Origin of the sequence: Falsiroseomonas sp. (assembly GCF_041690465.1) — a bacterium.
GTDB lineage: Bacteria > Pseudomonadota > Alphaproteobacteria > Acetobacterales > Acetobacteraceae > Falsiroseomonas.
The window spans coordinates 132,838-152,517 of the sequence record NZ_JAWLHG010000013.1; the positions used below are offsets into that span (position 1 = coordinate 132,838).

Sequence of the window (19,680 nt, forward strand, 5' to 3'; positions counted from 1 at the left end):
CGCATCACGCCGTGGGAGAGACGAAATGCCGATGCTGACCCGCCGCGCCGCGATGATCGGCGCGACCGCCTTTGGTGTGCTGCCCGGTTTGCGCCTGGCCGAGGCGCAGCCGCGGCCCGGGATGTTGCGCTACGGCCTCTCGGTGTGGCCGCCGAACCTGCAGCCCTGGCCCTCCACCGGGCAGGCGGCCGGCATGATCAAGATGCTGGTGCATCGCCGCCTCACCACCTTCGACGCAAAGGGCGAGCTGAGTCCTCAGCTTGCGCGCGAATGGAGCAGCGACGACGAGGGCGCCTGGACCTTCCGCCTGGACCCGCGCGCCACCTTCCACAATGGCGAGAAGCTGACCGCCGCGGATGTGAAGTGGACCATCGAGCAGGTCGCCGGCGAGCGCTCCACCGCCTACTACCGCGCCCAGATGCAGCAGATCGAGCGTATCGAGACGCCGGATGCGCATACCGTGCGCCTGGTGATGAAGGCGCCGATCGCCACCGTGCCGCTGTGGTTCGCCAACTACAACATGCCGATCGTCTGGCGCGGCACGCGCGACATGAACAACGCCATGGGCTGCGGCCCGTATCGCATCTCCGGCCAGGAGCGCGGCAGCTGGATCGAGCTGCAGGCGGCGCCGAACCACTGGGATCCCGGCCTGCCGCGCACCCGCACCATCCGCATGACCGTCTATGCGGATGAGAACCTGCGGCTGGCGGCGCTGCAATCGGGCGACGTGGACATGATCGAGTACGTGCCGTGGAGCGGCATGGCGGCGGTGGAAGCCGACCAGCGCTTCAGCCTGAAGAGCACGATGGGTCCGTTCATGGACATCCTGTTCAACGGCACCAAGCCGCCTTTCGACAACCCGCTGGTCCGCCGCGCGGTGGCGCATGCGGTGAAGCGCGACGACATCGTGCGCGTCGCCTTCTCCGGCCGCGGCAAGGTGCTGGAAGGCATGCCGATCGTCGAGGGCACGCCAGCATGGGATGCCGAGCTCGCGCGCGGCCACCGCTACGACCCCGAGCGCGCGCGTGCGCTGCTGCGTGAAGCCGGGCATCCGGACGGCTTCGACACCACCATCCTCTCGACCGGCACCTTCAACATGCACAAGGACACCGCCGAGGTCGCGCAGCAGCACCTCGCCGCGGTCGGCATCCGTGCCGAGATGCGGGTGGTGGACTGGTCCACCCGCGTCAGCATGGGCGTGCGCGGGCAGTACGACCTTGCGGTGCACGGCGTCTCGGCCGATTCCAACGACCCGGATGGCCTGACGGTGGTGCTCGACACCTCGCTCTCGCCGGCGCATGGCCGCAGCTTCCGGCTCAGCACGCCGCGCACGGTAGAGTTGCTGCGCAAGGGCCGGGAGGAATACGACCCGGCGAAGCGCGTGCAGATCTACAAGGACATGCAGCGTGCTGCGCTGGAGGAGGTGCCGATCGTCGGCCTCGCCTGGCGCGAGCAGGGCTACGCGCTGGACCGCCGCGTGACCGGGTTCGAGATCATGCCCGGCCAGCTGAGCCTCTCCTCGGGCGCGCTGCTGGAGTTCGTGGACATCACGGCCTAGATGCTCTGGCTCGCCCGCCGCGTCGGGGTCTCGCTGCTGCTCATGTGGGTGGTGGCGACGATCGTCTTCCTGACGCTGCACATGGTGCCGGGCGATCCGGCGGAGCTGCTGCTCTCCACCGGCGGCGTCGTGCCCGACGCCGCCGCAGTGGCGGAGCTGCGCGACAGGCTCGGGCTCGATCGCCCGATCCTGGTGCAGTACGGCGAGTTCCTGGCACGGCTCTCGCGCGCGGATCTCGGCGTCTCGCTGGTGGACGAGTATCCGGTGGCGGAGGAAATCCTGCTGCGCCTGCCGCGCACGCTGGAGCTGATCGCCGCCGGCACGCTGATCGCCGTGGCGATCGCACTGCCGGGCGGGACCTATGCCGCGCTGCATGCCGGCGGCACCTTCGACCGCGCCGCCTCGGCCATCGCGGCGGTACTGCAGGCGCTGCCGGTCTTCGTGCTCGGCACGCTGCTGATCCTGGTGCTGGCGCAATGGCTGCGCTGGCTGCCGGCGGGGGGCTATGCGCCACTCGCCGATGACCCGGGCCGGCACTTCCTTCTTTTGCTGTTGCCCGCGGTGGCCGTCGCGAAGGGGCTGGCAGCCACCGTGTTCCGCATGACGCGGACAGCGATGCTGGACGTGCTCTCGCGCGACCATGTGCGCACGGCGCGCGCGAAGGGCCTCACGCAGGCCCGCGTTCTGCGCCGGCATGTGGTGCGCAACGGTATGATCCCGGTGACCACCGTGCTCGGCCTGCAGATGGGCACGCTGCTGGGCGGCACGGTGCTGGTGGAATACGTGTTCAACTGGCCCGGCCTCTCCACGCCGCTGCTGCGCGCCGTGGAACAGCGCGACTACCCCATGGTCGTCGGCATCGTGCTGACCGTCTCCGGCCTGTTCCTGCTGATCAACCTGATCATGGACCTGCTCTACGCCGTGCTCGACCCGCGGATCACCCGGTCTTGAGGCGGCTGGTCTTCCCCGCCGCGCTGGTCGCGCTGATCCTGCTTGCGGCGCTGGCGGCGCCGATCCTGCCGCTGCCCGACCCGGTGCGGCAGGATGTGGCGAACCGGCTGGCGACCTGGCTGCCGGGAAGCCCGCTGGGGCGCGACGAGTTCGGGCGCGACATCCTCTCGCGCATCCTCTGGGGTGCGCGGGCCTCGCTCAGCGTCGCCTTCGCCTCCGCCGCGATCGCCTGCCTCGTCGGCACCACGCTCGGGCTGATGGCGGGGTGGTTCCGCGGCGCGGCGGAGTTCCTGGCGGTGCGCGCGGCGGATGTGGTGCTGTGCTTCCCGCCGATCCTGCTTGCGCTGCTGGTGGTGACGTTGCTCGGGCCGGGGACGGGCACGCTGATCCTGGTCCTGTCCATCCTCTATCTGCCGGGCTTCGTGCGCGTCACCTTCGCGGAAGTGCTCTCCGCGCGCGGCCAGGACTACGTGGAGGCGGTTCGCGCGCTCGGCGCGCCGACGCCGCGCATCCTCTCGCGCAGCGTGCTGCCGAACATCGCGGGGCCCGTGCTGGTCCAGTTTTCGCTCGCCGTTGCGGCGGCGGTCGTGGTGGAGAGCGGGCTCAGCTTCCTCGGTCTCGGCGTGGTGCCGCCGACGCCCTCCTGGGGGCTGATGATCCGCGGCGCGCGCGCGACGATGGAGCAGGCGCCGACCTACCTGCTCTACCCCTGCCTGGCGCTGACCTTCACCATCCTCTCGATGAACCTGCTCTGCGACGCGCTGCGCGACGTGGTGGACCGCAAGGGCGGCAGCAGGATCAGGCATCCCCGGACCTGGACGGACCGCGTGCTGCCCGGCCTGTTCCCCGCACGCGATCCGGCGCCGCTGCTCGACGTGCAGGGCCTGACGGTGGAGATCGCCACGCCCGGCGGCATCATTCGCCCGGTGGAGGATGTCTCCTTCGCCGTCCGTGCCGGCAGCACGCTGGCGATCGTCGGCGAGAGCGGCAGCGGCAAGTCCATCACGGCCACCGCGGTGATGGGCCTGCTGCCGCCGGTGGCGCAGGTGACGGCCGGTGTCGCGCGTTTCGAAGGGCGCGACCTGCTGGGCCTGCCGGAGAGCGAACGGCGGAAGCTGCGCGGCGGCGCCATTGCCATGGTGTTCCAGGACCCGATGAGCAGCCTCAATCCCGTGCATCGCGTCGGCGATCAGGTGGCGGAGGCAATCCGCGCGCATCGCGAGGTGTCGGCCGAAGCGGCTTCGCGCGAAGCGGTGGAGTTGCTGAAGCGCGTCGGCATCGCCGACCCGGATCGCCGCGCACGCGCCTTCCCGCATGAGCTTTCGGGCGGCATGCGCCAGCGCGTGATGATCGCCATGGCGATTGCCAACCGGCCGCGCCTGCTCATCGCCGACGAGCCGACCACCGCGCTCGACGTCACCGTGCAGGCGGCGATCCTGGAGCTGATCGCGGAGTTGCAGCGCGAGCGCGGCATGGGCGTGGTGCTGATCACCCACTCGCTCGGCGTCGTCGCCGAGGTCGCGGAGGAGGTGGTGGTGATGTATGCCGCGCAGGTGGTGGAGCGCGGGACGGTGGCGGAGGTCTTCGCCCGTCCGCTGCACCCCTATACACGCGCGCTGCTCGCCGCCGTGCCGGATGGCGATGCCGAGCCGGAAGGCATCCCCGGCGTGGTGCCGCGCCCCGATGCCTGGCCGCCCGGCTGCCGCTTCGCGCCGCGCTGCCCGCATGCCGCCCCGGCGTGCGAGCGCATGCCGGCGCTGGAGGAGGCGGGCGAGCGGCTGGTGCGGTGCGTGCGCTGGCGGGAGCTCGCCGGATGAGCCTGGTTGTCGCCGAGGCTGTCGAGATGAGTTTCGCGCCGCGCGGCCTGATCGCGCGCGGCAGGCCGGTGCGCGCCGTCGCGGGCGTGGATGCCAGGGTTGCGCGCGGCGAGGCGCTCGGCGTGGTGGGCGAGAGCGGCAGCGGCAAGAGCACGCTCGGCCGCCTGCTGCTCGGCCTGCTGGCGCCGACCGGCGGCTGCGTGACCTTCGACGGCGCGCCGCTGCCGAAGCCTGGCAGCGCCCCCTGGCGGAAGCTGCGTGCGCGCATGGGCATGGTGTTCCAGGACCCCTTCGGCAGCCTCGATCCGCGGCGCAGCGTCGGCGCGCAGGTGGCGGATGGGCTGGAGATCCATCGCCAGCTTTCCGCGCGGGATCGCGCCGCGCAGGTGGCGGCGCTGCTGGAACGCGTGGGCCTCGATCCGAACCGCGCCGCCGCCTTCCCGCATGAGTTCAGCGGCGGCCAGCGCCAGCGCCTCGGCATCGCCCGCGCTCTGGCGACCGATCCGGACTTCCTGATGGCGGATGAGCCGGTCAGCGCGCTGGATGTCTCGATCCAGGCGCAGGTGGTGAAGTTGCTGGGCGAGCTGCGGCGCGACCTCGGCCTGGCGATGTTGTTCATCAGCCACGACCTGCCGGTGGTGCGCCATCTCTGCGACCGCGTGGCGGTGATGTATCTCGGCCGCGTCATGGAGGAAGGGACGGTACGGGAAGTCTTCGCCCGTCCGCTGCATCCCTACACGCGCGCGCTGCTCTCCGCGACGCCGATGCTCGATCCGGCGCGGCGCGCAAGGCGAATCATCCTGCCCGGCGATCCGCCGAGCCCGACCGACCCGCCCTCCGGCTGCGTGTTCCGCACCCGATGCGCGCATGCGCGGCCGGCATGTGCCGAAACCGTACCGCCGCTGCGCGCCTTCGGCGAGGGCCAGCGCGTGGCGTGCATCCGCGCCGAAGAGCTCTCCTGAGGAGGACAACCAGATGACCGAAGTAGCGCCGACGAAAGTCCGCATGGGCGAGATCACCGGTGATGAGGCACGCGCGCTCTACGCCAGGAACCCGGTGATCCTGCTGCCGATGGGCAGCCATGAGGACCAGGGCCCGCACGCGCCGATGGGCGACTATTTCCTCGCCGAGAAGATGGCGGAACTGATCGCGCTGAAGGCGACGGCGGAGGGCACGCGCACCGTGGTCGCGCCGGTATTGCCCTTCGGCAAGGGCGACTTCTTCGGACCGATGATCGGCGGAATCGCGCTCTCCGCTGCCACCTTCCGCGCCGTGCTGGACGAGCTGTTCGCCGAGCTGCTGCGCCACAAGCTGACAAAGCTGGTGGTGATCAACGGCCATGGCGGCAACGTGAACGTCATCAACGAGGCGACGCGGGCGGTGATGCACAAGGGGGGGCCGATCATCCCCGCGCTCTATCTCTGGCGGATTGCCTACGCGGAGATGCCGAAGCTGCTGGGCGCGGAGAAGGCGAAGGCGGTCTCCAGCCACGGCGCCGATCCGCTGACCAGCCTGTGCATGCACCTCTTCCCCGAACGCATCCGGCACGACCTCATCCCGGAGCCGCGCAAGGGGGGGGCCACGGCGCTCGGCCTGCCCTTCCAGGGCTGGGGTTCGCTGAGCTTCAACGGTGCCGAGGTCACCACGCCGCATGAGTACGACAAGGTCAGCCCGAACGGCCTGGGCACCGGCGACCCGCGGCTGTGCAGCGCGGAGAGCGGCAAGCTGATCGCGGATCGGCTGACCGAGATCGGCGCCGGCTTCTGCCACCACTTCGCGAAGCAGTAGGCCTTCGCTCCCTCCCCCGCCGGGGGAGGGAGCGCTGCGTGACTACAGCACCAGGTCCTGCGCCGGAATCTCCTCGCCCTTGTGCGCCCGCAGGATGTTGCCGAGCCAATGCCCGACGCTGCGCCGCGAATTCTCATAGGCCGTGGAGGCGGTGTGCGGCGTGCAGATCACGTTGTCCATGTGCAGCAACGGGTGATCGGAGGGTGGCGGTTCCTGGTCGAACACATCCACTGCGGCACCCGCGAGATGCCCGGACTTCAGCGCCTCCACCAGGTCGCTCTCCACCACGATCCCGCCGCGCGCGACATTCACCAGCAGCGCGCCCTTCTTCATCAGCCCGAGTCTCTGCGCATTGATCAGCCCCGCCGTCTCCGGCGAAAGCGGGCAGTTCAGCGAGAGAATGTCGCACTCCGCCAGCATCACATCCAGCGGTCGGTACTGCACGCCGAGCGCCTGCTCCTCCGCCTCCGCCAGCCGCGTGCGGTTGTGATACAGGATCGTGCAGTCGAAGCCGCACAGCCGCTTCGCCACCCCCTTGCCGATGGCGCCCAGGCCGAGGATGCCGACCGTCTTGCCGGACACCAGGATGGAGTTCCGCCACACCTCGTTCTTCGGCCAGCCACCGGCGACAGTGGCGATGTGCGCCTGCACGATGCGGCGCGCGATGGCGATCATCAGCCCCACCGTCGCCTCCGCCACCGGCACCGCGTTGCTGCCGGTGGTTCGGGCGATGCGGATGCCGCGTGCGCGGCAGGCCTCCATGTCGATGTTGTCGACGCCCACACCCCATTTGTGGAACAGCTTGATGCGCGGCGCCGCAGCGATGATGTCGGCGGTGACGGGCAGGTCCCACCACACTGCGTAGTCGGCATCCGCGATGCCGGCCTTCAGGTCGTCCGGCGTGCGGCCCTTCACGGCGCTGAGCGAGAAGCCATCCGGCAGCAGCGACTTGATGATGCCTTCCTGCTCCGCTCCGATGGGCTGCAGCATCACGATCTTCTGGGTCATGTGAAGCCTTTCTGGTTCGGCTCTGTCGTGAAGCGCACGCCGGGCCGCGCCAGCCCGCCGCCGATGCCGGCCACCGAGCCGTCCGCACGCCAGCAGGCCGCGCCGGTCATGCTGCCGTCGGGCTCGAATGAGATGCCGTTGATGCCGCCGGCGACCGTCGGCACCCGCTTCACCGGATGGCCGCGCGCTGCCAGTGCCTCGGCGACCGCCTGCGGGATGGCAGGCTCGAGTTCGAGCGCATTGCCCATCGTCCAGATGCGCGGCGCCTCCAGCGCGGCCTGCAGCGGCATGGCGTGGTCGATCAGGTTCAGCAGCGCCTGCAGCGCCGAGGGGAAGATGCGCAGGCCCCCCGGCAGCCCGAGCGCAAAGCGCGGCGCTCCTTCGCACAGGACGATCATCGGCGCCATGGAGCTGTAGACGCGCTTGCCCGGCGCCACCGACAGCGCCAGGCCCGGACGGGGGTCGAAGTTGTGCATGTAGTTGTTGCACACCAGGCCCGTGCCCGGCACCGCGATGCGTGCGCCGAACAGCGCGTTGATCGTCTGCGTGCTGGCGACGATGTTGCCCTCGGCATCGGCCACGGTGACATGCGTGGTGCAGTTCGCCTCGCCGAGCGCGGGATCGCCCTCCCAGCTCCGGGCGCGCGCCATGTCGAGCATCGTGCGGCGCTCCGCCGCGTATTCCTTGCTGGTCAGGCGCGCGATCGGCACGCGCACGAAGTCGGGGTCGGCGGTCGCGATGGCGCGGTCGGCGAAGGCGATCTTCAGCGCCTCCGCCACCAGGTGCAGCCCGTCGGCGGTACCGAAGCCGAGTGCGGCGATATCGAACCCCTCCAGGATGTTTAGGATCTGCGCGATGTGGACGCCGCCCGAGGCCGGCGGCGGCGGGCCGAACACCTCAAGGCCGCGGTAGGTGCCGCGGATCGGCGTCCGTTCCCTGGTGCGGACGCCTGCCAGATCCTCAAGGGTCATGATGCCACCCTGCCGGGCCAGCGCTTCGACCATCCGTGCGCCGAGCGCCCCGCCATGCAGCGCCGCCGGCCCCTCGCGTGCGATGAGCCGCAGCGACTCGGCACAGGCGCCCTGCACCAGCCTTGCCCCGGGCCGCAGCGGCGTGCCCTCCGGCAGCAGCAGCGGGCCGAGTTCGGGGTCGCGCAGCAGGTCCTCGGCGCTGTCCCCAATGCAGTCCGAGAGGTAGGGCGTGACCAGGAAGCCACGCGCGGCGAGCCGGATCGCCGGCTCCATCACATCGGCCAGCGACCATGTGCCGTAGGCGGAAAGCGCCTGCGCCCAGGCAGGCAGCGCCGCGGGCACCGCCACCGCCAGCGCGCCCAGGGCATTGCGGCGGCCTTCGGTCAGGCGGTCCTCCGGCGGGGAGCCGGGGATCGGGCGGTACATGTCCGCCTTCGCGGCGGCCGGCGCGGCGGAGAGGCCATCCAGCACCACATGCGCGCCGGAGGCCATGCGCAGGTGGCACACGCCGCCGCCAGTCAGGCCGACCATCATCGGCGTCACCACCGGCAGCGCGAAGAGCGTTGCGATCGCGGCATCCACCGCATTGCCGCCGCCCAGCAGTACCTCCACGCCCGCGGCGGTGGCCATCGGGTGGTTGCTGCAGACCACGCCGCGCGCGCCGTGCGCGGGCTGCTTCTCGCAGGCCAGGGCGAAGCCGTTGCGGCCGACGAACTCCTGCGGCACGGGGTACTCCTTCGATGCGCTACCGCAGTCTGGGCGGCGCGGCGCCGGCCGGGAAGGGGGTGGCGCAACCGCGGCGTCGGTGGCCGCGCTGGAACAGGAAGCGCGTGGCACAACATGACCTGCCAGGCTCGCCGGTCAGCCAGGAGGAGGCCCCCATTTGGACGCGGTCCTCGCGACCCTGGACGACCCGCAGCGGATCCGTGAATGGGTGGAGGCGCTTGGCCCGTGGGGGCCGCTGGCGATCGTTCTCGCGCTGGCCGGCGCGATCGTTGCCAGCCCGATCCCCAGCGCGCCGATCGCGCTCGCGGCCGGGGCGCTGTATGGCGCCGTCTGGGGCACCGCCTATGTAGTGGCGGGGGCGGAACTCGGCGCTCTGGCGGCCTTCCTCATCGCCCGTCGCTTCGGCTACGAGCCGGTGCGCCGGGTGCCCTGGATCGCGCGCTGGATCGACCGCACGCGCTCCCAGGCGGTGCTGGCCGGCCTGGTCTTCGCCTCGCGCCTGCTGCCCTTCCTGTCCTTCGACCTGGTGAGCTATGCGGCCGGGCTGACGCCGTTGCGGCTGCGCTGGTTCGCGCTGGCGACGCTGGCGGGGGTGGTGCCGGTCAGCCTGCTGCTGGTCTGGTCCGGCGAGCGCATGGCGGCGCAGGGTGGGGCCTGGATCGGCACGGCCGTGCTGCTCGCGGGCGGCATCACCTTGCTGCCGCTGCTGTGGAGGAAGCTGCGCCGCGGCTGACCCGGGCCGACACCGGCGCGCCGCCAGGGTCGGGCGATGCCGGCTGGCTGGCTGAGCGACTTCCCGGAAGCCGCCGGCCGGCTGGACAGCGCGCAGCACGCTGCCCCATTGTCCGCGCATCCACCTTCCGGGAGGCACCGAGAGACAATGGGCAAGATGAGCTTCCGCGCGGCGCTGCGCGGTGCGGCCTGTGCGTCCGCGATCTGCGCGGCTGTCGCCGCGACGTTGGCCGCGGCGCCGGCCGGCGCGGCGACGCTGACCTGGGCGACGGCCAACGATATTCTCGGCCTGGATCCGCACGCCAACAACCATGGCGTCACCAACGCCATGAAGAGCAACATCTACGAGCCGCTGGTGCGCCGCCAGGCCGATGGCTCGCTGGCGCCCGCGCTCGCCGAGCGGTGGGAGACGCCGTCGCCCACCACCTGGCGCTTCCACCTGCGCCGCGGCGTCACCTTCCATGACGGCACGCCGCTGACCGCCGCTGACGTGGTGATGTCGGCCGAGCGCGTGCGGCAGAACGACATGGCCTACACGCTGCAGTCCGTCGCTGCCGTGCGCGCCATCGACGACCACACGGTGGAGATGGAAACGCGCGGGCCGAACCCGATCCTGCTGCAGGACCTGACGCTGTTCTTCGTCATGTCCAAGCGCTGGGTGGAGGCGAACAACGCCATGGGCGTGGCGCGTGCCGGCCAGCCGGGCGCGGCCACCGCCTTCCCGCAGCTGAACGCCATGGGCACCGGCCCCTTCCGCCTGGTGGAGCGGCTGGCGGATGAGCGCACGGTGCTGGTGCCGAACCCGCAATACTGGGGCGCGGCGGAGATGAACCACGGCATCACCCGTGCGGTGTTCCGCCCCATCGCCTCGGCACCGACGCGCGTGGCCGCGCTGCTCTCGCGCGAGCTCGACATCATGTACCATGTGCCGCTGCAGGACATGCCGCGCGTGCAGCAGGCGCCGGGCATCCGCCTGATGCCGGGCCCGACGGCGCGCAGCATCTACTTCGCCTTCGACGTGGCGCGCGAGGAGAGCCTGGACGAGCCGGGCAAGCCGAACCCGCTGCGCGACGTGCGCGTGCGTCGTGCCATGTACCAGGCGATCGACATGGGCACGATCACCCGCGTGGTGCTGCGCAACTCCACCGTCGCGGCGGGCATCCCGATCGCGCCGGCGGTCGGCGGCTTCGTCGCCGAGGCCAATGAGCGGCTGCCCTTCGATCCCGAGGCGGCGCGGCGGCTGCTGACCGAGGCGGGATATCCGAACGGCTTCCGCATCACGCTGAACTGCCCGAACAACCGCTACGTCAACGACGAGGCGATCTGCCAGGCGGCCACGGCGATGCTACAGCGCGTCGGCATCCAGGCGCGCCTGAACTCGCTGCCTTTCGGCCGCTTCCTGCAGGGCGGCGCGAACAACGAGTACCAGTTCTACCTGCTCGGCTGGACGCCGGGGAATTTCGACATCACCAACCCGGCGCGTGAGCTGCTGGGCGAGGGCAGCTTCAACTGGGGCAAGTTCAACGACGAGCGGATGAACGAGCTGGCGCGGGAGATCGGCACGCTGGCGCTCGACAACCCGCGGCGGCAGCAGCTGGCGGCGCAGTACTGGGCCCGCTTCCGGGAGCTGCTGCCGATGATCCCGCTGCACCAGGAGCCGCAGATCTTCGCCGTGCGCGACACCGTGGCGGACTTCACCATGCGCGCCAACGAGGATCTGGAACTGCGCAACGTGCGGATGCGCGGCAACTGAGCCGTCATTGCTTCGCGTGACCGGGAGGGCCCGTCGCCGGGATGGCGGCGGGCCCTTTCAGTTGCCGCCGTCCGGCGGCCGGCAGCCCTTCCAGGCCAGCGCCTGCATCGCGTTGCTGGCGCGCAGCAGGTAGATCAGGATCGCGTTCTGCGTGGTTGGCGGCAGCGCCGCCAGTGCACCGCGGCGCACCGCCTGTTCCGGCGATATGTCCTGGCCGCCGAGCCCGAGCTGCTCCAGCAGGCCCGAGGTGTCGCTGCCCTTCAAGGCCCGGTCCACCGCAGTCGAGACCAGCCCGTCCGCAGTGCGCAGTGCCTCGTCATATTGCGCGACGAGGTCGTCGCAAGCGGTGCCGGAGGTCGGCGCAGCACTCGCCGCGGGTGGCGCGGCCAAGACGATGGCGGCGGCAAGAAGCAGGGCGCGGTACGTCATCGGCAGGTCTCCGCCAGGACATGGCGCCAACGACGGCGGAAGGGCGGGGTTGCCGGGACGCCCCTGGCCACCCCGACTTCGAGCCGACCCCGCGGCTCAGGACGGGAATTCGTTGGGGGCGAAGCCGAAGGCCTCGCGGAACCGCGCCACGTAGCGCGGCCAGGCTTCCGGGTTCACCAGCCGCGGCGGCACCTCGCCGCGGAAGATCGCGATCCACTGCTCGGCGGCGCCAAGCGCCATGTCGTGCAGCGCCTCATGCGTGATGCCGGCATTGTGCGGGCTGGCGATGACATTCTCGAAGGCCAGCAGCGGGTGCGAAGCCGGCGGCGGCTCCTTCAGGAACACGTCGAGCCCGGCACCCGCCAGGCGGCCGGCGGACAGCGCCTCGGCCAGCGCGGCCTCGTCATGGATGCCGCCGCGCGCGGTCTGGATGAAATGAGCGGTCGGCTTCATGCGCGCGAATTGCGCGGCGCCGAACATGCCCAGCGTCTCGGCGTTGCGCGGCGTATGGACCGAGACGAAGTCGGCGCGCTCCAGCAGCTCCTCCAGCGTCACCTTGGTCGCGCCGCGCGCCTTCACCTGCGCGGCGTCGAGATAGGGATCGCAGGCCAGCACCGTCATGCCGAACAGGCCATTGCAGAGTTCCGCCAGCCGCGTGCCGATCTGGCCGATGCCGACGATGCCGAGCGTCTTGGCCCTGATGTCGGTGCCGGTCAGGGTGAAGCGGTCCGGCTCCGCGCCGCGGCGCAGCGCCTTGTCCGCCTGCGCGATCTTCTTCGACAGGGCCAGCATCATGCCGAGTGCGTGCTCCGCTACCGCTTCCTTGTTGGTGCCGGACTGGTGGCAGACGATGACGCCGGCCGCTGTGCAGGCCTCCACGTCGATCACGTCATAGCCGGCGCCGGTGGAGCAGGCGGCGAGCAGCGCTGGCGCACGCCGCAGCAGCGCGGCGTCGCAGAACCACGGCGCGCGGATCTCGACGCGGGGCAGGGCGTGGTAGCCATGCGCCGTTGCGAACGCCGCATCCAGCGCCGCGCGTGGATCGTCGAAATCCAGGCGCTGCAACGCGATGTGGTCGGCTTCGCCGAGCACGCGGCCGGCGACGGGATCGGTGAAGTGCGAGAAGTGGACGAGCTTGGCGCGGTGCATCAGGACTTCCAGGCGGGGTCGGGCGAAGCCAGGCCGCCGCGGGCGGCGGACCAGGCGAAGGGATCGGCGAGATAGGCACGCAACTCCGCCAGCGCGGCGGCAGGCAGGGTCTCTCGTTCCTCGGCCGCGGGCAGCACGTCGTCCCAGGTGGCGAGCGCGAAGAGCCGCGCGCCGATATCCTCCACCTCGGTCACCATGCGGTCGAAGATGCCGTATTTGAACAGGACGAAGACGTGGGAGACCTCGGCGCCGGCCTGCCGCAGCGAGCGGGCGTAGCGCGCCTTGCTGCGGCCATCCGTGGTGACGTCGCTGACCAGCAGCGCGCGCGTGCCGGGCTTCAGCGCGCCTTCGACATGCGCATCGGCGCCGAAGCCCTGGGCGCGGCGGCGCACGGTGACGAAGGGCAGGCGGAAGCGCTCGGCGAGCATGGCGGCGATGGCGATGCCGCCCTGTTCCGTGGCGGCGATCGCATCCAAGCCGGCGAAGCCGACTTCCTCCAGGATGCGCTGCTCGGCGCTGTCGAGCAGCGCGGCGCGCGCGATCGGGAAGGAGAGCGCGCGCGGGATGTCGAGATAGACCGGGCTCGCCCAGCCGGAGGAGAAGATGAAGGGCCGGTCCGGCCGCAGCAGGATACAGCCGGTGTCGAGCAGGATCTGCGCCGTGCGGCGGCCTATCGAAGCGTGCGTCGTCATGAGAATTCGGTCGTCCCATGGCGGCCTGCGCAGCAGGCCGAGGCCGCGGATGCGGCCCGCCGCAAGTGCGGCGCAGCCAAGCACGCGGATGCGTGCGCCGGCGATTGAGGCATCATGGAATCGCCTCGTCGCCGGTCAGCAGGATCTCCCGCAGCACCGCGGCGCCGTGCAGGAAGTCGTCGAATTCCATCGCCTCGCGCGGGTTGTGGCTGCCGTGCTCGTTGCGCACGAACACCATCGCGCTCGGCACGCCGGCATTGGCGAAGATCGCCGCATCGTGGCCGGCGCCGCTGGCGAGCACCTCGTGCGGCATGCCGGCGCGCGTGCAGAGCGCGCGCGCATGGGCTAGCAGGCGTGGATCCATCGACGCCGGCGGCGTGCGCACGCCAGGACCGAGCTCGATCCGCACGCCGCGCTCGCGGGCGATCTCTGCGGCCTCGGTCCGCACAAGTTCGCCGAAGGCATCGAGCGTCGCGTCGCTCTCGCTGCGCCATTCCAGGGTGAAGCGGACCTCGCCGGGCACGCGCGTCATCGCGTGCTCGCGTGGGTCGGTGGTGAAGATGCCGAAGGTCATCACCAGGTCCTCGCCGCGCTCCAGCAGCGTGCGCCAGGTGGCGTCCAGCCGCATCGCGAAATCCGCCGCGCCGAGCACCGCGTCGCGGCGCAGCCAGCGCGGCACCGCGCCGGAATGCGCCGCCTCGCCAAGCGCGCGTGCGGTCGGGTGGCGCTGGTTGCCGCGGATGCCGGACACCAGCCCGACCGGCACGCGGCGCGCGATCAGTACCGGCGCCTGCTCGATGTGCAGCTCGACGAAATGCGAGAGGCTGACGGGGTCCAGCAGCCGGGTGCGCGCGGCGATCACCGGAACCTCCGCCCCCTCCCGCGCCATGGCGGCGCCGAGCGTCAGCGCCGGGTCGCGCAGGTTGGGCAGATCAAGCCAGGCCGGGTCGAACATGCCCAACAGCGCGGAGGAGCCGAGATAGGGCCGGCCATACCAGGCACTCTCTTCGCCGCGCAGCACGAAGAGGTGCAGCGTGCGCGGGCGCCTCGGCGCGCGCGCAGCATGCAGCAGCGCCAGCAGACCGGCGATCACCCCGGCGGCGCCGTCGAAATTGCCGCCCTGCGGCACGCTGTCGAGATGCGAGCCGCAGGCAGCGGCAGGTAGCGCCGGGTCGGTGCCCGGCAGCGTCACGCGCAGATTCGCCGCCGCGTCCCAGGCGCAGTCCAGGCCGGCCTCGCGGGCAAGCGCCTCGATGCGACGCATCGCGCGGGTCTCGCCCGCGGCATAGGTTTCGCGGGTGATGCCCACGCCGTCGTGATCGGCTTCGCGCAGCGCCGCGAACAGATCGCGTGCCATCGCCGCGAGATCGTCCGCGACGGCGAGCGGTGAGGCGGCCGGCAGGTCCATGCGCGCGACCATCACCCGCGCCGCGCCGCCGGGCAAGCCGCGCTTGACTTCGCGACCCCCAGCCCGAACATCGCATCCTCGGACGGAGAGCCTGCATGGATCTCGGACCGGCCGCCTTCCCGGTGGCCGAGCAGACGGTGACGGTGATCGAGAGCGCCCCGGTCGGGCGGCGCTATCATCGTATCCTGCTCGATGCGCCGGAGCTCTCGGCACGCAGCCGGCCAGGGCAGTTCTTCCACCTGCTCTGCCGCGACGGCGCCGGCAACGGCCCCTATCTGCGCCGGCCGATGAGCATCTGGCGCTGCGGCGCGGGCCAGCCGCTCGGCTTCCTGCTGCATGTAAAGGGGAAGGGCACCGCCGCGCTGGCGCGGCTGCGCGCGGGCGAGGCTGTGTCGGTGGTCGGCCCGCTGGGGCGGGGGTTCACGCTGGAGCCGAGCTGGCGCCGCATCCTGATCCTGGCGCGCGGCGTCGGGCTTGCCACTCTGGCGCCGCTGACCGGCGCGGCGGCGGCCATGGGCATCGCGGTGGAGGCGGTGCTCTCGGCCCGCGCGCCGCAGGACCTGATGGCCGAGGAATTCGCCGGCACCTCCGGCGCGCAGGTCATGCCGGTGTTCGATGCCGATGGCAGCTCCGACCCGGCGCGGGTGGAGGCGCTGCTGCGCGAGCGCTTCGACGATGCGCGGCCGGATGCGGTGTTCACCTGCGGATCGAACCGGCTGTTCCTGCTGTTGCAGCGCCTCTCCGCCGAGTACGGCATGGCCGGCCAGGTGGCGCTGGAGCAGCAGATGGGCTGCGGCCTCGGCATGTGCTTCTGCTGCGTGCGGCAGATCCGCGATGCGGAGGGCGGGGTGATCAACCTGCGTGTCTGTACGGAGGGCCCGGTCTTCGACCTGCAGGCGGCGCTGGCATGGTAGATCTCACCACCCGCATCGGATCGCTGACACTGGCGAACCCGGTGATGCCGGCGTCCGGCACCTTCGGGCCGGAGCTGTCGCAGGTGTTCGACCTGGATGCGCTGGGCGCGCTGGTCACGAAATCCGTCACGCCCGAGTTCCGCGCCGGCAACCCCCTGCCGCGGCTGTGCGAGACAGAGGCGGGCGTGCTGAACTCCATCGGCATCCCCGGCAAGGGGCTGGACCATTTCATCGCCCAGGCCATGCCGGAATGGCGCCGCTTCCGCGCACCGCTGGTGGTGAGCCTTTCCGCCCCCACCGTCGCCGCCTTCGCCGAGGCCGCCGAGCGGCTGGCCGAGACGCCGGGCGTCGCCGCCATCGAGGCCAACATCTCCTGCCCCAACCTGGAGGAGGACGGCCGCGCCTTCGCCATGCACCCCGAGCCGGCCGCCGCCGCCACCGCGGCCATGCGTCGCGCGGTGGGGAAGCTGCCGCTCTGGGTGAAGCTCTCGCCCAATACCGGGGAGATCGCGCCGGTCGCCCGCGCGGTGGCGGAAGCCGGCGCCGATGCGCTGGTGGTGGCCAACACCATCCTCGGCCTCGCCATCGACATCGAAACGGCGCGGCCGAAGCTCGGCTCGGGCATGGGCGGCTTCTCGGGCCCGGGCTTCAAGCCGATCGCGCTGCGCCTGGTTTGGCAATGCGCGCAGGCGGTGCGCATCCCCGTGATCGGTGTCGGCGGCATCGCCACCGCCGAGGACGCGATCGAGTTCCTGATGGCCGGCGCCGCCGCCGTGCAGGTCGGCACCGCGAGCTTCGTCAGCCCCACCGCCATGCCCGCCGTGATCGAGGGCCTTCGCGACTTCTGCGCCCGGAAGGGGATCGCCCGGATCGCCGCGCTGACCGGCGCGGCCTTGCCTACCCGGCTGCCTGCGGCCGCCGAGTAGCACCCGGCGGCAATTCCTCCGGTGCGCCATTCTCCTCCGGGTTCATCCGCCACAGCGTCCAGTTCAGTAGGCCGGCGAAGCTCACCCAGACGAGGTAGGGCACCAGCAGCCAGGCCGCCGTGGCGCTCACCGGCGCGAAGGCGGCGATCATGCCGGCGATGGAGATCCAGAACACCACCAGCTCGCCCAGCGCCAGGTCCATCCGACGCCTGCCGAAGAACAGCCACGACCAAGCCGCGTTCAGTAGCAGCGAGGCCCACCAGAGCAGGATTTCCGGCCCGAAGCCGGTTTCGCGCCAGACCAGCCAGGCAGCCAGCGCGATGCTCAGGTACAGCACCGCCCAGGCGATCGGGAACAGCCAGTCGGGCGGGTTGAAGGAGGGCTTGCGCAGCCGCGCATACCAGGCGCCCGGCTTGAACACCGCGCCGGTCGAGGAGGCGGCGAAGCAGGCCAGCACGAAGCCGGCCAGCGCCAAGGCTGAGGTCATGTCCATTGCGGCCTCACTAGTGGCATGCGCCACCCGCTGTCGAGCGGCGAATGGCCTTCCAACCCATGGGCGGCGCCCTTGCTCACCGCCCCGCACCGATTTGAAGTCTCAGCGCCGCGCCGTCAGCAGCGCACGGGCCAGGGGTGGGCGGCCGGTGATCGGCACCGGCAGGCTGCGATAGGCCGCCAGCCCGCGCCCGGCCGGGCCGGCGCCGCCGGTCGGCAGGGCCACGCGTTCCGCGCCGTTCGAAAGCATCCCGCCACCTCCGCCGACGGCTGCCGTCGCCGCCGGGCGGGCCGTGGCGGTGCCGGCGAGCAGCGGCACCGTCGGATGTGGGCTGGCCTGCTCCTGCGCCCAGGCGGCCAGCACGCGGGCCCGGTAGGGCTCGGCGAATTCCGGCGTGTGCGAGTGATAGGCCGCCGCCGCGGCCTGCCAGTCGCCGCGGGATTGCCGCAGCTCCGTCAGGAAGCGGGCAGCGTAGCGCGCATTGGTGGCGGGGTCGAAGGCGGCGTCGAGGCTCGGGAAGGCATCCGGGTGGTGGCGGAGGTTCACCTGCATGCAGCCGATGTCGATGGAGCGGACGCCGCGGGCCTGCAATGCCTGCACGGCGGCGATCGCTGCCGCCTTGGTGGGAAGGAATTGCCCGCGGCCCTCGGCATTGATGGTCCAGGGCCAGGGATGGAAGGTGCCGGTCTCCGGGTCGCGGCGGCCGGATTCCACCCGCCCGATCGCCGTCAGCAGATGCGCCGGGATGCCCGCAGCGCGTTCCGCGGCCTGGATCGCGGCACGGCAGAGCCGTCCGGGCTCGGCCTGTGCCGGCAGGGGGAGCAGCAGGAGCAGCAGCAGGAGGACACGGTGCATGCCCCCGGCAGCGCAAGCCGCGTGCCAGGAGGGGGTACTTGCGTGGGCTACAGGCTGGTGGTGTGGGGCTCGGGGTCGGGCGTTGGCGCAGGCGGCACGGCGAGTGACGGCGCGGGCGGCGCGGCGGGCGCCGGCGGCTCGGGCGGGGCGGTGTAGTCGGGCACGATCCGCGCCTGGTTGCCGGCGATCACCAGCACGCGCTCGCCGATGTCGAGCGCAGTCTCGTCCCGCTGCGTCACCGAGACGAGTTGGCCGTCCGCCTTGCGCACGATGTATTCGAAGGCGGTGGTGCTGCCTGCCACCCGCTCGGCCGCCGTGCCGAACAGGCTGCCAACCAGCGCGCCGCCCACCGCCCCGATCGCGCCGGACATGTTCCCGCCCGGCGCCTGGGAGCCGATGATGCCGCCCGCCGCGCCGCCGGTGGCCGCGCCGGTTTCGCCCCCGGCCTGCACTGTCACCAGCCGGCGGCCGATGATGACCCCCTGCTCGACACGGTTCATCTGCTGCACCGCGGCCGTCGCATAGGCGTCGGGCGAGTAGCGGGGTCCGCAGGCGGCGAGGGCGAGCGGCAGCAGCAGGAGCGGGGCGGCACGCATGGGGCGCGGCATAGGCGAGGTCGGCCGGTTGCGCCACCCCATCGGCCGGGCGGGGCACGGCCCGAAATGTCGTGGAATGTCTTCGGCTTCCGGATTGCCGTTGACCCGCGCGGCGGGGCGCAGGGCGCTTCGAATCCGCAACCGTCGCGCCAGGGGGCCGCTGATGCGCAGATTGTGGCTTGCCATGGTGATGCTCGGCCTCGCCGGCGGCGCGGCCGCGGCGCCGCTCCTGCGGACCACCGACTTCATACCCACCGCCACGCGGACCGGCTTCAGCGGGTTCGAGGGCAGCGTGCCCTTTCCGGGCTTCGACGCCACCCACACCGAAGGCGGCATCGCCACGCGGGCCGTCAACGCCGTTGTCTGGACCGGCTTCGTCGGCTGGGGCGGCGAGGGCAACCGCGCCTGGTACCACGATGGCGGCAGCTTCGGCTTCACCCGCATCACCATGGCGGATGGCAGCGACTTCGAGGAGATCGGCTTCCTCATCGGTCACGGCAATGGCGGCACCTTCGGCCGCTACGTGTACGACCTGCGGTTGAATGGCGCGCCGGTGCTGTTCGGCACCCATGACGGCACGAACGGGCAGTATCTCGGCTTCTCCGGCGGCGGCTTCGACGAGGTGCGGGTGATCGGCGCCGGCGAGGCCTTCGCGCCCGGCCTGGTCGGTCTGCTGGACGTTAGCGGCGGCTCGTTCCAGGCCGTCGCCCTCGACAGCATCGAGGTGCGCGTCACCGCGGTGCCGGCGCCGCCGAGCTTGGCGATCCTGGGCGCCGGGCTGCTCGGGCTGCGTCTGGCGCGGCGGCGGCCGCGCGGCTAGGAGCCTGTCCGAGTATTCCTCGCCCACACCGCAGTCAGCAATTTTGATACACGAAGGCTATCATCGGTATCCGCTTTCACTTTCACAGGCGCTA

The 19,680-nt window shown here is 71.6% G+C and carries 19 protein-coding genes; 10 read left to right on the forward strand and 9 right to left on the reverse strand.

Annotated elements, in window-relative coordinates:
• Window positions 1-25 precede the first annotated feature (25 nt).
• The 5 genes from ACESM1_RS15010 to ACESM1_RS15030 are packed head-to-tail and all read left to right on the forward strand — an operon-like array spanning window position 26 to window position 6,114.
• Window positions 26-1,558, forward strand: a complete 1,533-nt coding sequence (locus ACESM1_RS15010) for an ABC transporter substrate-binding protein (RefSeq protein WP_372621332.1) — start codon at window positions 26-28, stop codon at window positions 1,556-1,558.
• Entirely contained in the window at window positions 1,559-2,509 is a 951-nt protein-coding gene (locus ACESM1_RS15015) for an ABC transporter permease (RefSeq protein ID WP_372621334.1), read from the forward strand. It begins immediately after the preceding gene.
• A complete protein-coding gene (locus tag ACESM1_RS15020; RefSeq protein ID WP_372621336.1) occupies window positions 2,506-4,326 on the forward strand; it encodes a dipeptide/oligopeptide/nickel ABC transporter permease/ATP-binding protein in 1,821 nt (606 codons plus the stop codon). Before ACESM1_RS15015 ends, ACESM1_RS15020 begins: the two co-directional genes overlap by 4 nt.
• The gene (locus tag ACESM1_RS15025) at window positions 4,323-5,288 is read left to right on the forward strand and encodes an ABC transporter ATP-binding protein (protein WP_372621338.1); all 966 of its coding nucleotides are present in this window, start codon (window positions 4,323-4,325) and stop codon (window positions 5,286-5,288) included. Before ACESM1_RS15020 ends, ACESM1_RS15025 begins: the two co-directional genes overlap by 4 nt.
• Before the next feature lie 13 nt (window positions 5,289-5,301).
• A complete protein-coding gene (locus tag ACESM1_RS15030; protein ID WP_372621340.1) occupies window positions 5,302-6,114 on the forward strand; it encodes a creatininase family protein in 813 nt (270 codons plus the stop codon).
• A gap of 42 nt (window positions 6,115-6,156) precedes the next feature.
• On the opposite strand, the gene ACESM1_RS15035 is transcribed toward ACESM1_RS15030, so the two are convergent.
• Both ACESM1_RS15035 and ggt read right to left on the reverse strand, forming a co-directional pair.
• Entirely contained in the window at window positions 6,157-7,122 is a 966-nt protein-coding gene (locus tag ACESM1_RS15035) for a 2-hydroxyacid dehydrogenase (RefSeq protein WP_372621341.1), read from the reverse strand.
• Entirely contained in the window at window positions 7,119-8,819 is a 1,701-nt protein-coding gene (gene ggt / locus ACESM1_RS15040) for a gamma-glutamyltransferase (RefSeq protein WP_372621343.1), read from the reverse strand. Before ggt ends, ACESM1_RS15035 begins: the two co-directional genes overlap by 4 nt.
• Before the next feature lie 157 nt (window positions 8,820-8,976).
• Here ggt and ACESM1_RS15045 point away from each other — a divergent pair, with 157 nt between their 5' ends.
• Window positions 8,977-9,552 carry a TVP38/TMEM64 family protein gene (locus ACESM1_RS15045; RefSeq protein ID WP_372621344.1) on the forward strand — a complete coding sequence of 192 codons (576 nt, stop codon included), beginning with the start codon at window positions 8,977-8,979 and terminating at the stop codon, window positions 9,550-9,552.
• 147 nt (window positions 9,553-9,699) lie between these two features.
• The gene (locus ACESM1_RS15050) at window positions 9,700-11,304 is read left to right on the forward strand and encodes an ABC transporter substrate-binding protein (protein WP_372621346.1); all 1,605 of its coding nucleotides are present in this window, start codon (window positions 9,700-9,702) and stop codon (window positions 11,302-11,304) included.
• 57 nt (window positions 11,305-11,361) lie between these two features.
• Here ACESM1_RS15050 and ACESM1_RS15055 read toward each other — a convergent pair whose 3' ends face one another.
• The 4 genes from ACESM1_RS15055 to ACESM1_RS15070 form a co-directional block, all read right to left on the reverse strand.
• A complete protein-coding gene (locus ACESM1_RS15055) occupies window positions 11,362-11,733 on the reverse strand; it encodes a hypothetical protein (RefSeq protein ID WP_372621348.1) in 372 nt (123 codons plus the stop codon).
• A 96-nt stretch (window positions 11,734-11,829) separates the two neighbouring features.
• Window positions 11,830-12,882 (reverse strand): hydroxyacid dehydrogenase, encoded by a 1,053-nt coding sequence (locus tag ACESM1_RS15060; protein WP_372621349.1) that lies wholly within the window; start codon window positions 12,880-12,882, stop codon window positions 11,830-11,832.
• Window positions 12,882-13,574, reverse strand: coding sequence for an orotate phosphoribosyltransferase (locus ACESM1_RS15065; RefSeq protein ID WP_372621351.1), 693 nt, complete (start codon window positions 13,572-13,574; stop codon window positions 12,882-12,884). The genes ACESM1_RS15060 and ACESM1_RS15065 overlap by 1 nt, the downstream gene beginning before the upstream one ends.
• Window positions 13,575-13,686: 112 nt before the next feature.
• Window positions 13,687-14,982 (reverse strand): Zn-dependent hydrolase, encoded by a 1,296-nt coding sequence (locus ACESM1_RS15070; RefSeq protein ID WP_372621352.1) that lies wholly within the window; start codon window positions 14,980-14,982, stop codon window positions 13,687-13,689.
• A 95-nt stretch (window positions 14,983-15,077) separates the two neighbouring features.
• Here ACESM1_RS15070 and ACESM1_RS15075 point away from each other — a divergent pair, with 95 nt between their 5' ends.
• Complete coding sequence (locus ACESM1_RS15075) at window positions 15,078-15,896, forward strand: dihydroorotate dehydrogenase electron transfer subunit (RefSeq protein ID WP_372621354.1); 819 nt, start codon at window positions 15,078-15,080, stop codon at window positions 15,894-15,896.
• Window positions 15,890-16,822, forward strand: coding sequence for a dihydroorotate dehydrogenase (locus ACESM1_RS15080; protein WP_372621356.1), 933 nt, complete (start codon window positions 15,890-15,892; stop codon window positions 16,820-16,822). The genes ACESM1_RS15075 and ACESM1_RS15080 overlap by 7 nt, the downstream gene beginning before the upstream one ends.
• On the opposite strand, the gene ACESM1_RS15085 is transcribed toward ACESM1_RS15080, so the two are convergent.
• The 3 genes from ACESM1_RS15085 to ACESM1_RS15095 form a co-directional block, all read right to left on the reverse strand.
• Window positions 16,794-17,309 carry a TspO/MBR family protein gene (locus tag ACESM1_RS15085; protein WP_372621357.1) on the reverse strand — a complete coding sequence of 172 codons (516 nt, stop codon included), beginning with the start codon at window positions 17,307-17,309 and terminating at the stop codon, window positions 16,794-16,796. The two genes, ACESM1_RS15080 and ACESM1_RS15085, sit on opposite strands and share 29 nt — an antisense overlap.
• A gap of 108 nt (window positions 17,310-17,417) precedes the next feature.
• Entirely contained in the window at window positions 17,418-18,170 is a 753-nt protein-coding gene (locus ACESM1_RS15090; RefSeq protein WP_372621359.1) for a lytic transglycosylase domain-containing protein, read from the reverse strand.
• A 47-nt stretch (window positions 18,171-18,217) separates the two neighbouring features.
• Complete coding sequence (locus ACESM1_RS15095; protein WP_372621361.1) at window positions 18,218-18,766, reverse strand: hypothetical protein; 549 nt, start codon at window positions 18,764-18,766, stop codon at window positions 18,218-18,220.
• A gap of 163 nt (window positions 18,767-18,929) precedes the next feature.
• Here ACESM1_RS15095 and ACESM1_RS15100 point away from each other — a divergent pair, with 163 nt between their 5' ends.
• On the forward strand, window positions 18,930-19,586 hold the full coding sequence (locus ACESM1_RS15100) for a hypothetical protein (protein ID WP_372621363.1): 657 nt from the start codon (window positions 18,930-18,932) through the stop codon (window positions 19,584-19,586).
• Window positions 19,587-19,680 lie beyond the last annotated feature (94 nt).

Excerpts from the sequence above, each read along its gene's own strand:
- ACESM1_RS15010 (WP_372621332.1), top strand. The coding sequence starts at position 26 with ATGCCGATGCTGACCCGCCGCGCCGCGATGATCGGCGCGACCGCCTTT.
- ACESM1_RS15015 (WP_372621334.1), top strand. The coding sequence starts at position 1,559 with ATGCTCTGGCTCGCCCGCCGCGTCGGGGTCTCGCTGCTGCTCATGTGG.
- ACESM1_RS15025 (WP_372621338.1), top strand. The coding sequence starts at position 4,323 with ATGAGCCTGGTTGTCGCCGAGGCTGTCGAGATGAGTTTCGCGCCGCGC.
- ACESM1_RS15030 (WP_372621340.1), top strand. The coding sequence starts at position 5,302 with ATGACCGAAGTAGCGCCGACGAAAGTCCGCATGGGCGAGATCACCGGT.
- ACESM1_RS15035 (WP_372621341.1), bottom strand. The coding sequence starts at position 7,122 with ATGACCCAGAAGATCGTGATGCTGCAGCCCATCGGAGCGGAGCAGGAA.
- ACESM1_RS15050 (WP_372621346.1), top strand. The coding sequence starts at position 9,700 with ATGGGCAAGATGAGCTTCCGCGCGGCGCTGCGCGGTGCGGCCTGTGCG.
- ACESM1_RS15055 (WP_372621348.1), bottom strand. The coding sequence starts at position 11,733 with ATGACGTACCGCGCCCTGCTTCTTGCCGCCGCCATCGTCTTGGCCGCG.
- ACESM1_RS15060 (WP_372621349.1), bottom strand. The coding sequence starts at position 12,882 with ATGCACCGCGCCAAGCTCGTCCACTTCTCGCACTTCACCGATCCCGTC.
- ACESM1_RS15065 (WP_372621351.1), bottom strand. The coding sequence starts at position 13,574 with ATGACGACGCACGCTTCGATAGGCCGCCGCACGGCGCAGATCCTGCTC.
- ACESM1_RS15070 (WP_372621352.1), bottom strand. The coding sequence starts at position 14,982 with ATGGACCTGCCGGCCGCCTCACCGCTCGCCGTCGCGGACGATCTCGCG.
- ACESM1_RS15075 (WP_372621354.1), top strand. The coding sequence starts at position 15,078 with ATGGATCTCGGACCGGCCGCCTTCCCGGTGGCCGAGCAGACGGTGACG.
- ACESM1_RS15080 (WP_372621356.1), top strand. The coding sequence starts at position 15,890 with ATGGTAGATCTCACCACCCGCATCGGATCGCTGACACTGGCGAACCCG.
- ACESM1_RS15085 (WP_372621357.1), bottom strand. The coding sequence starts at position 17,309 with ATGACCTCAGCCTTGGCGCTGGCCGGCTTCGTGCTGGCCTGCTTCGCC.
- ACESM1_RS15090 (WP_372621359.1), bottom strand. The coding sequence starts at position 18,170 with ATGCACCGTGTCCTCCTGCTGCTGCTCCTGCTGCTCCCCCTGCCGGCA.
- ACESM1_RS15095 (WP_372621361.1), bottom strand. The coding sequence starts at position 18,766 with ATGCGTGCCGCCCCGCTCCTGCTGCTGCCGCTCGCCCTCGCCGCCTGC.
- ACESM1_RS15100 (WP_372621363.1), top strand. The coding sequence starts at position 18,930 with ATGCGCAGATTGTGGCTTGCCATGGTGATGCTCGGCCTCGCCGGCGGC.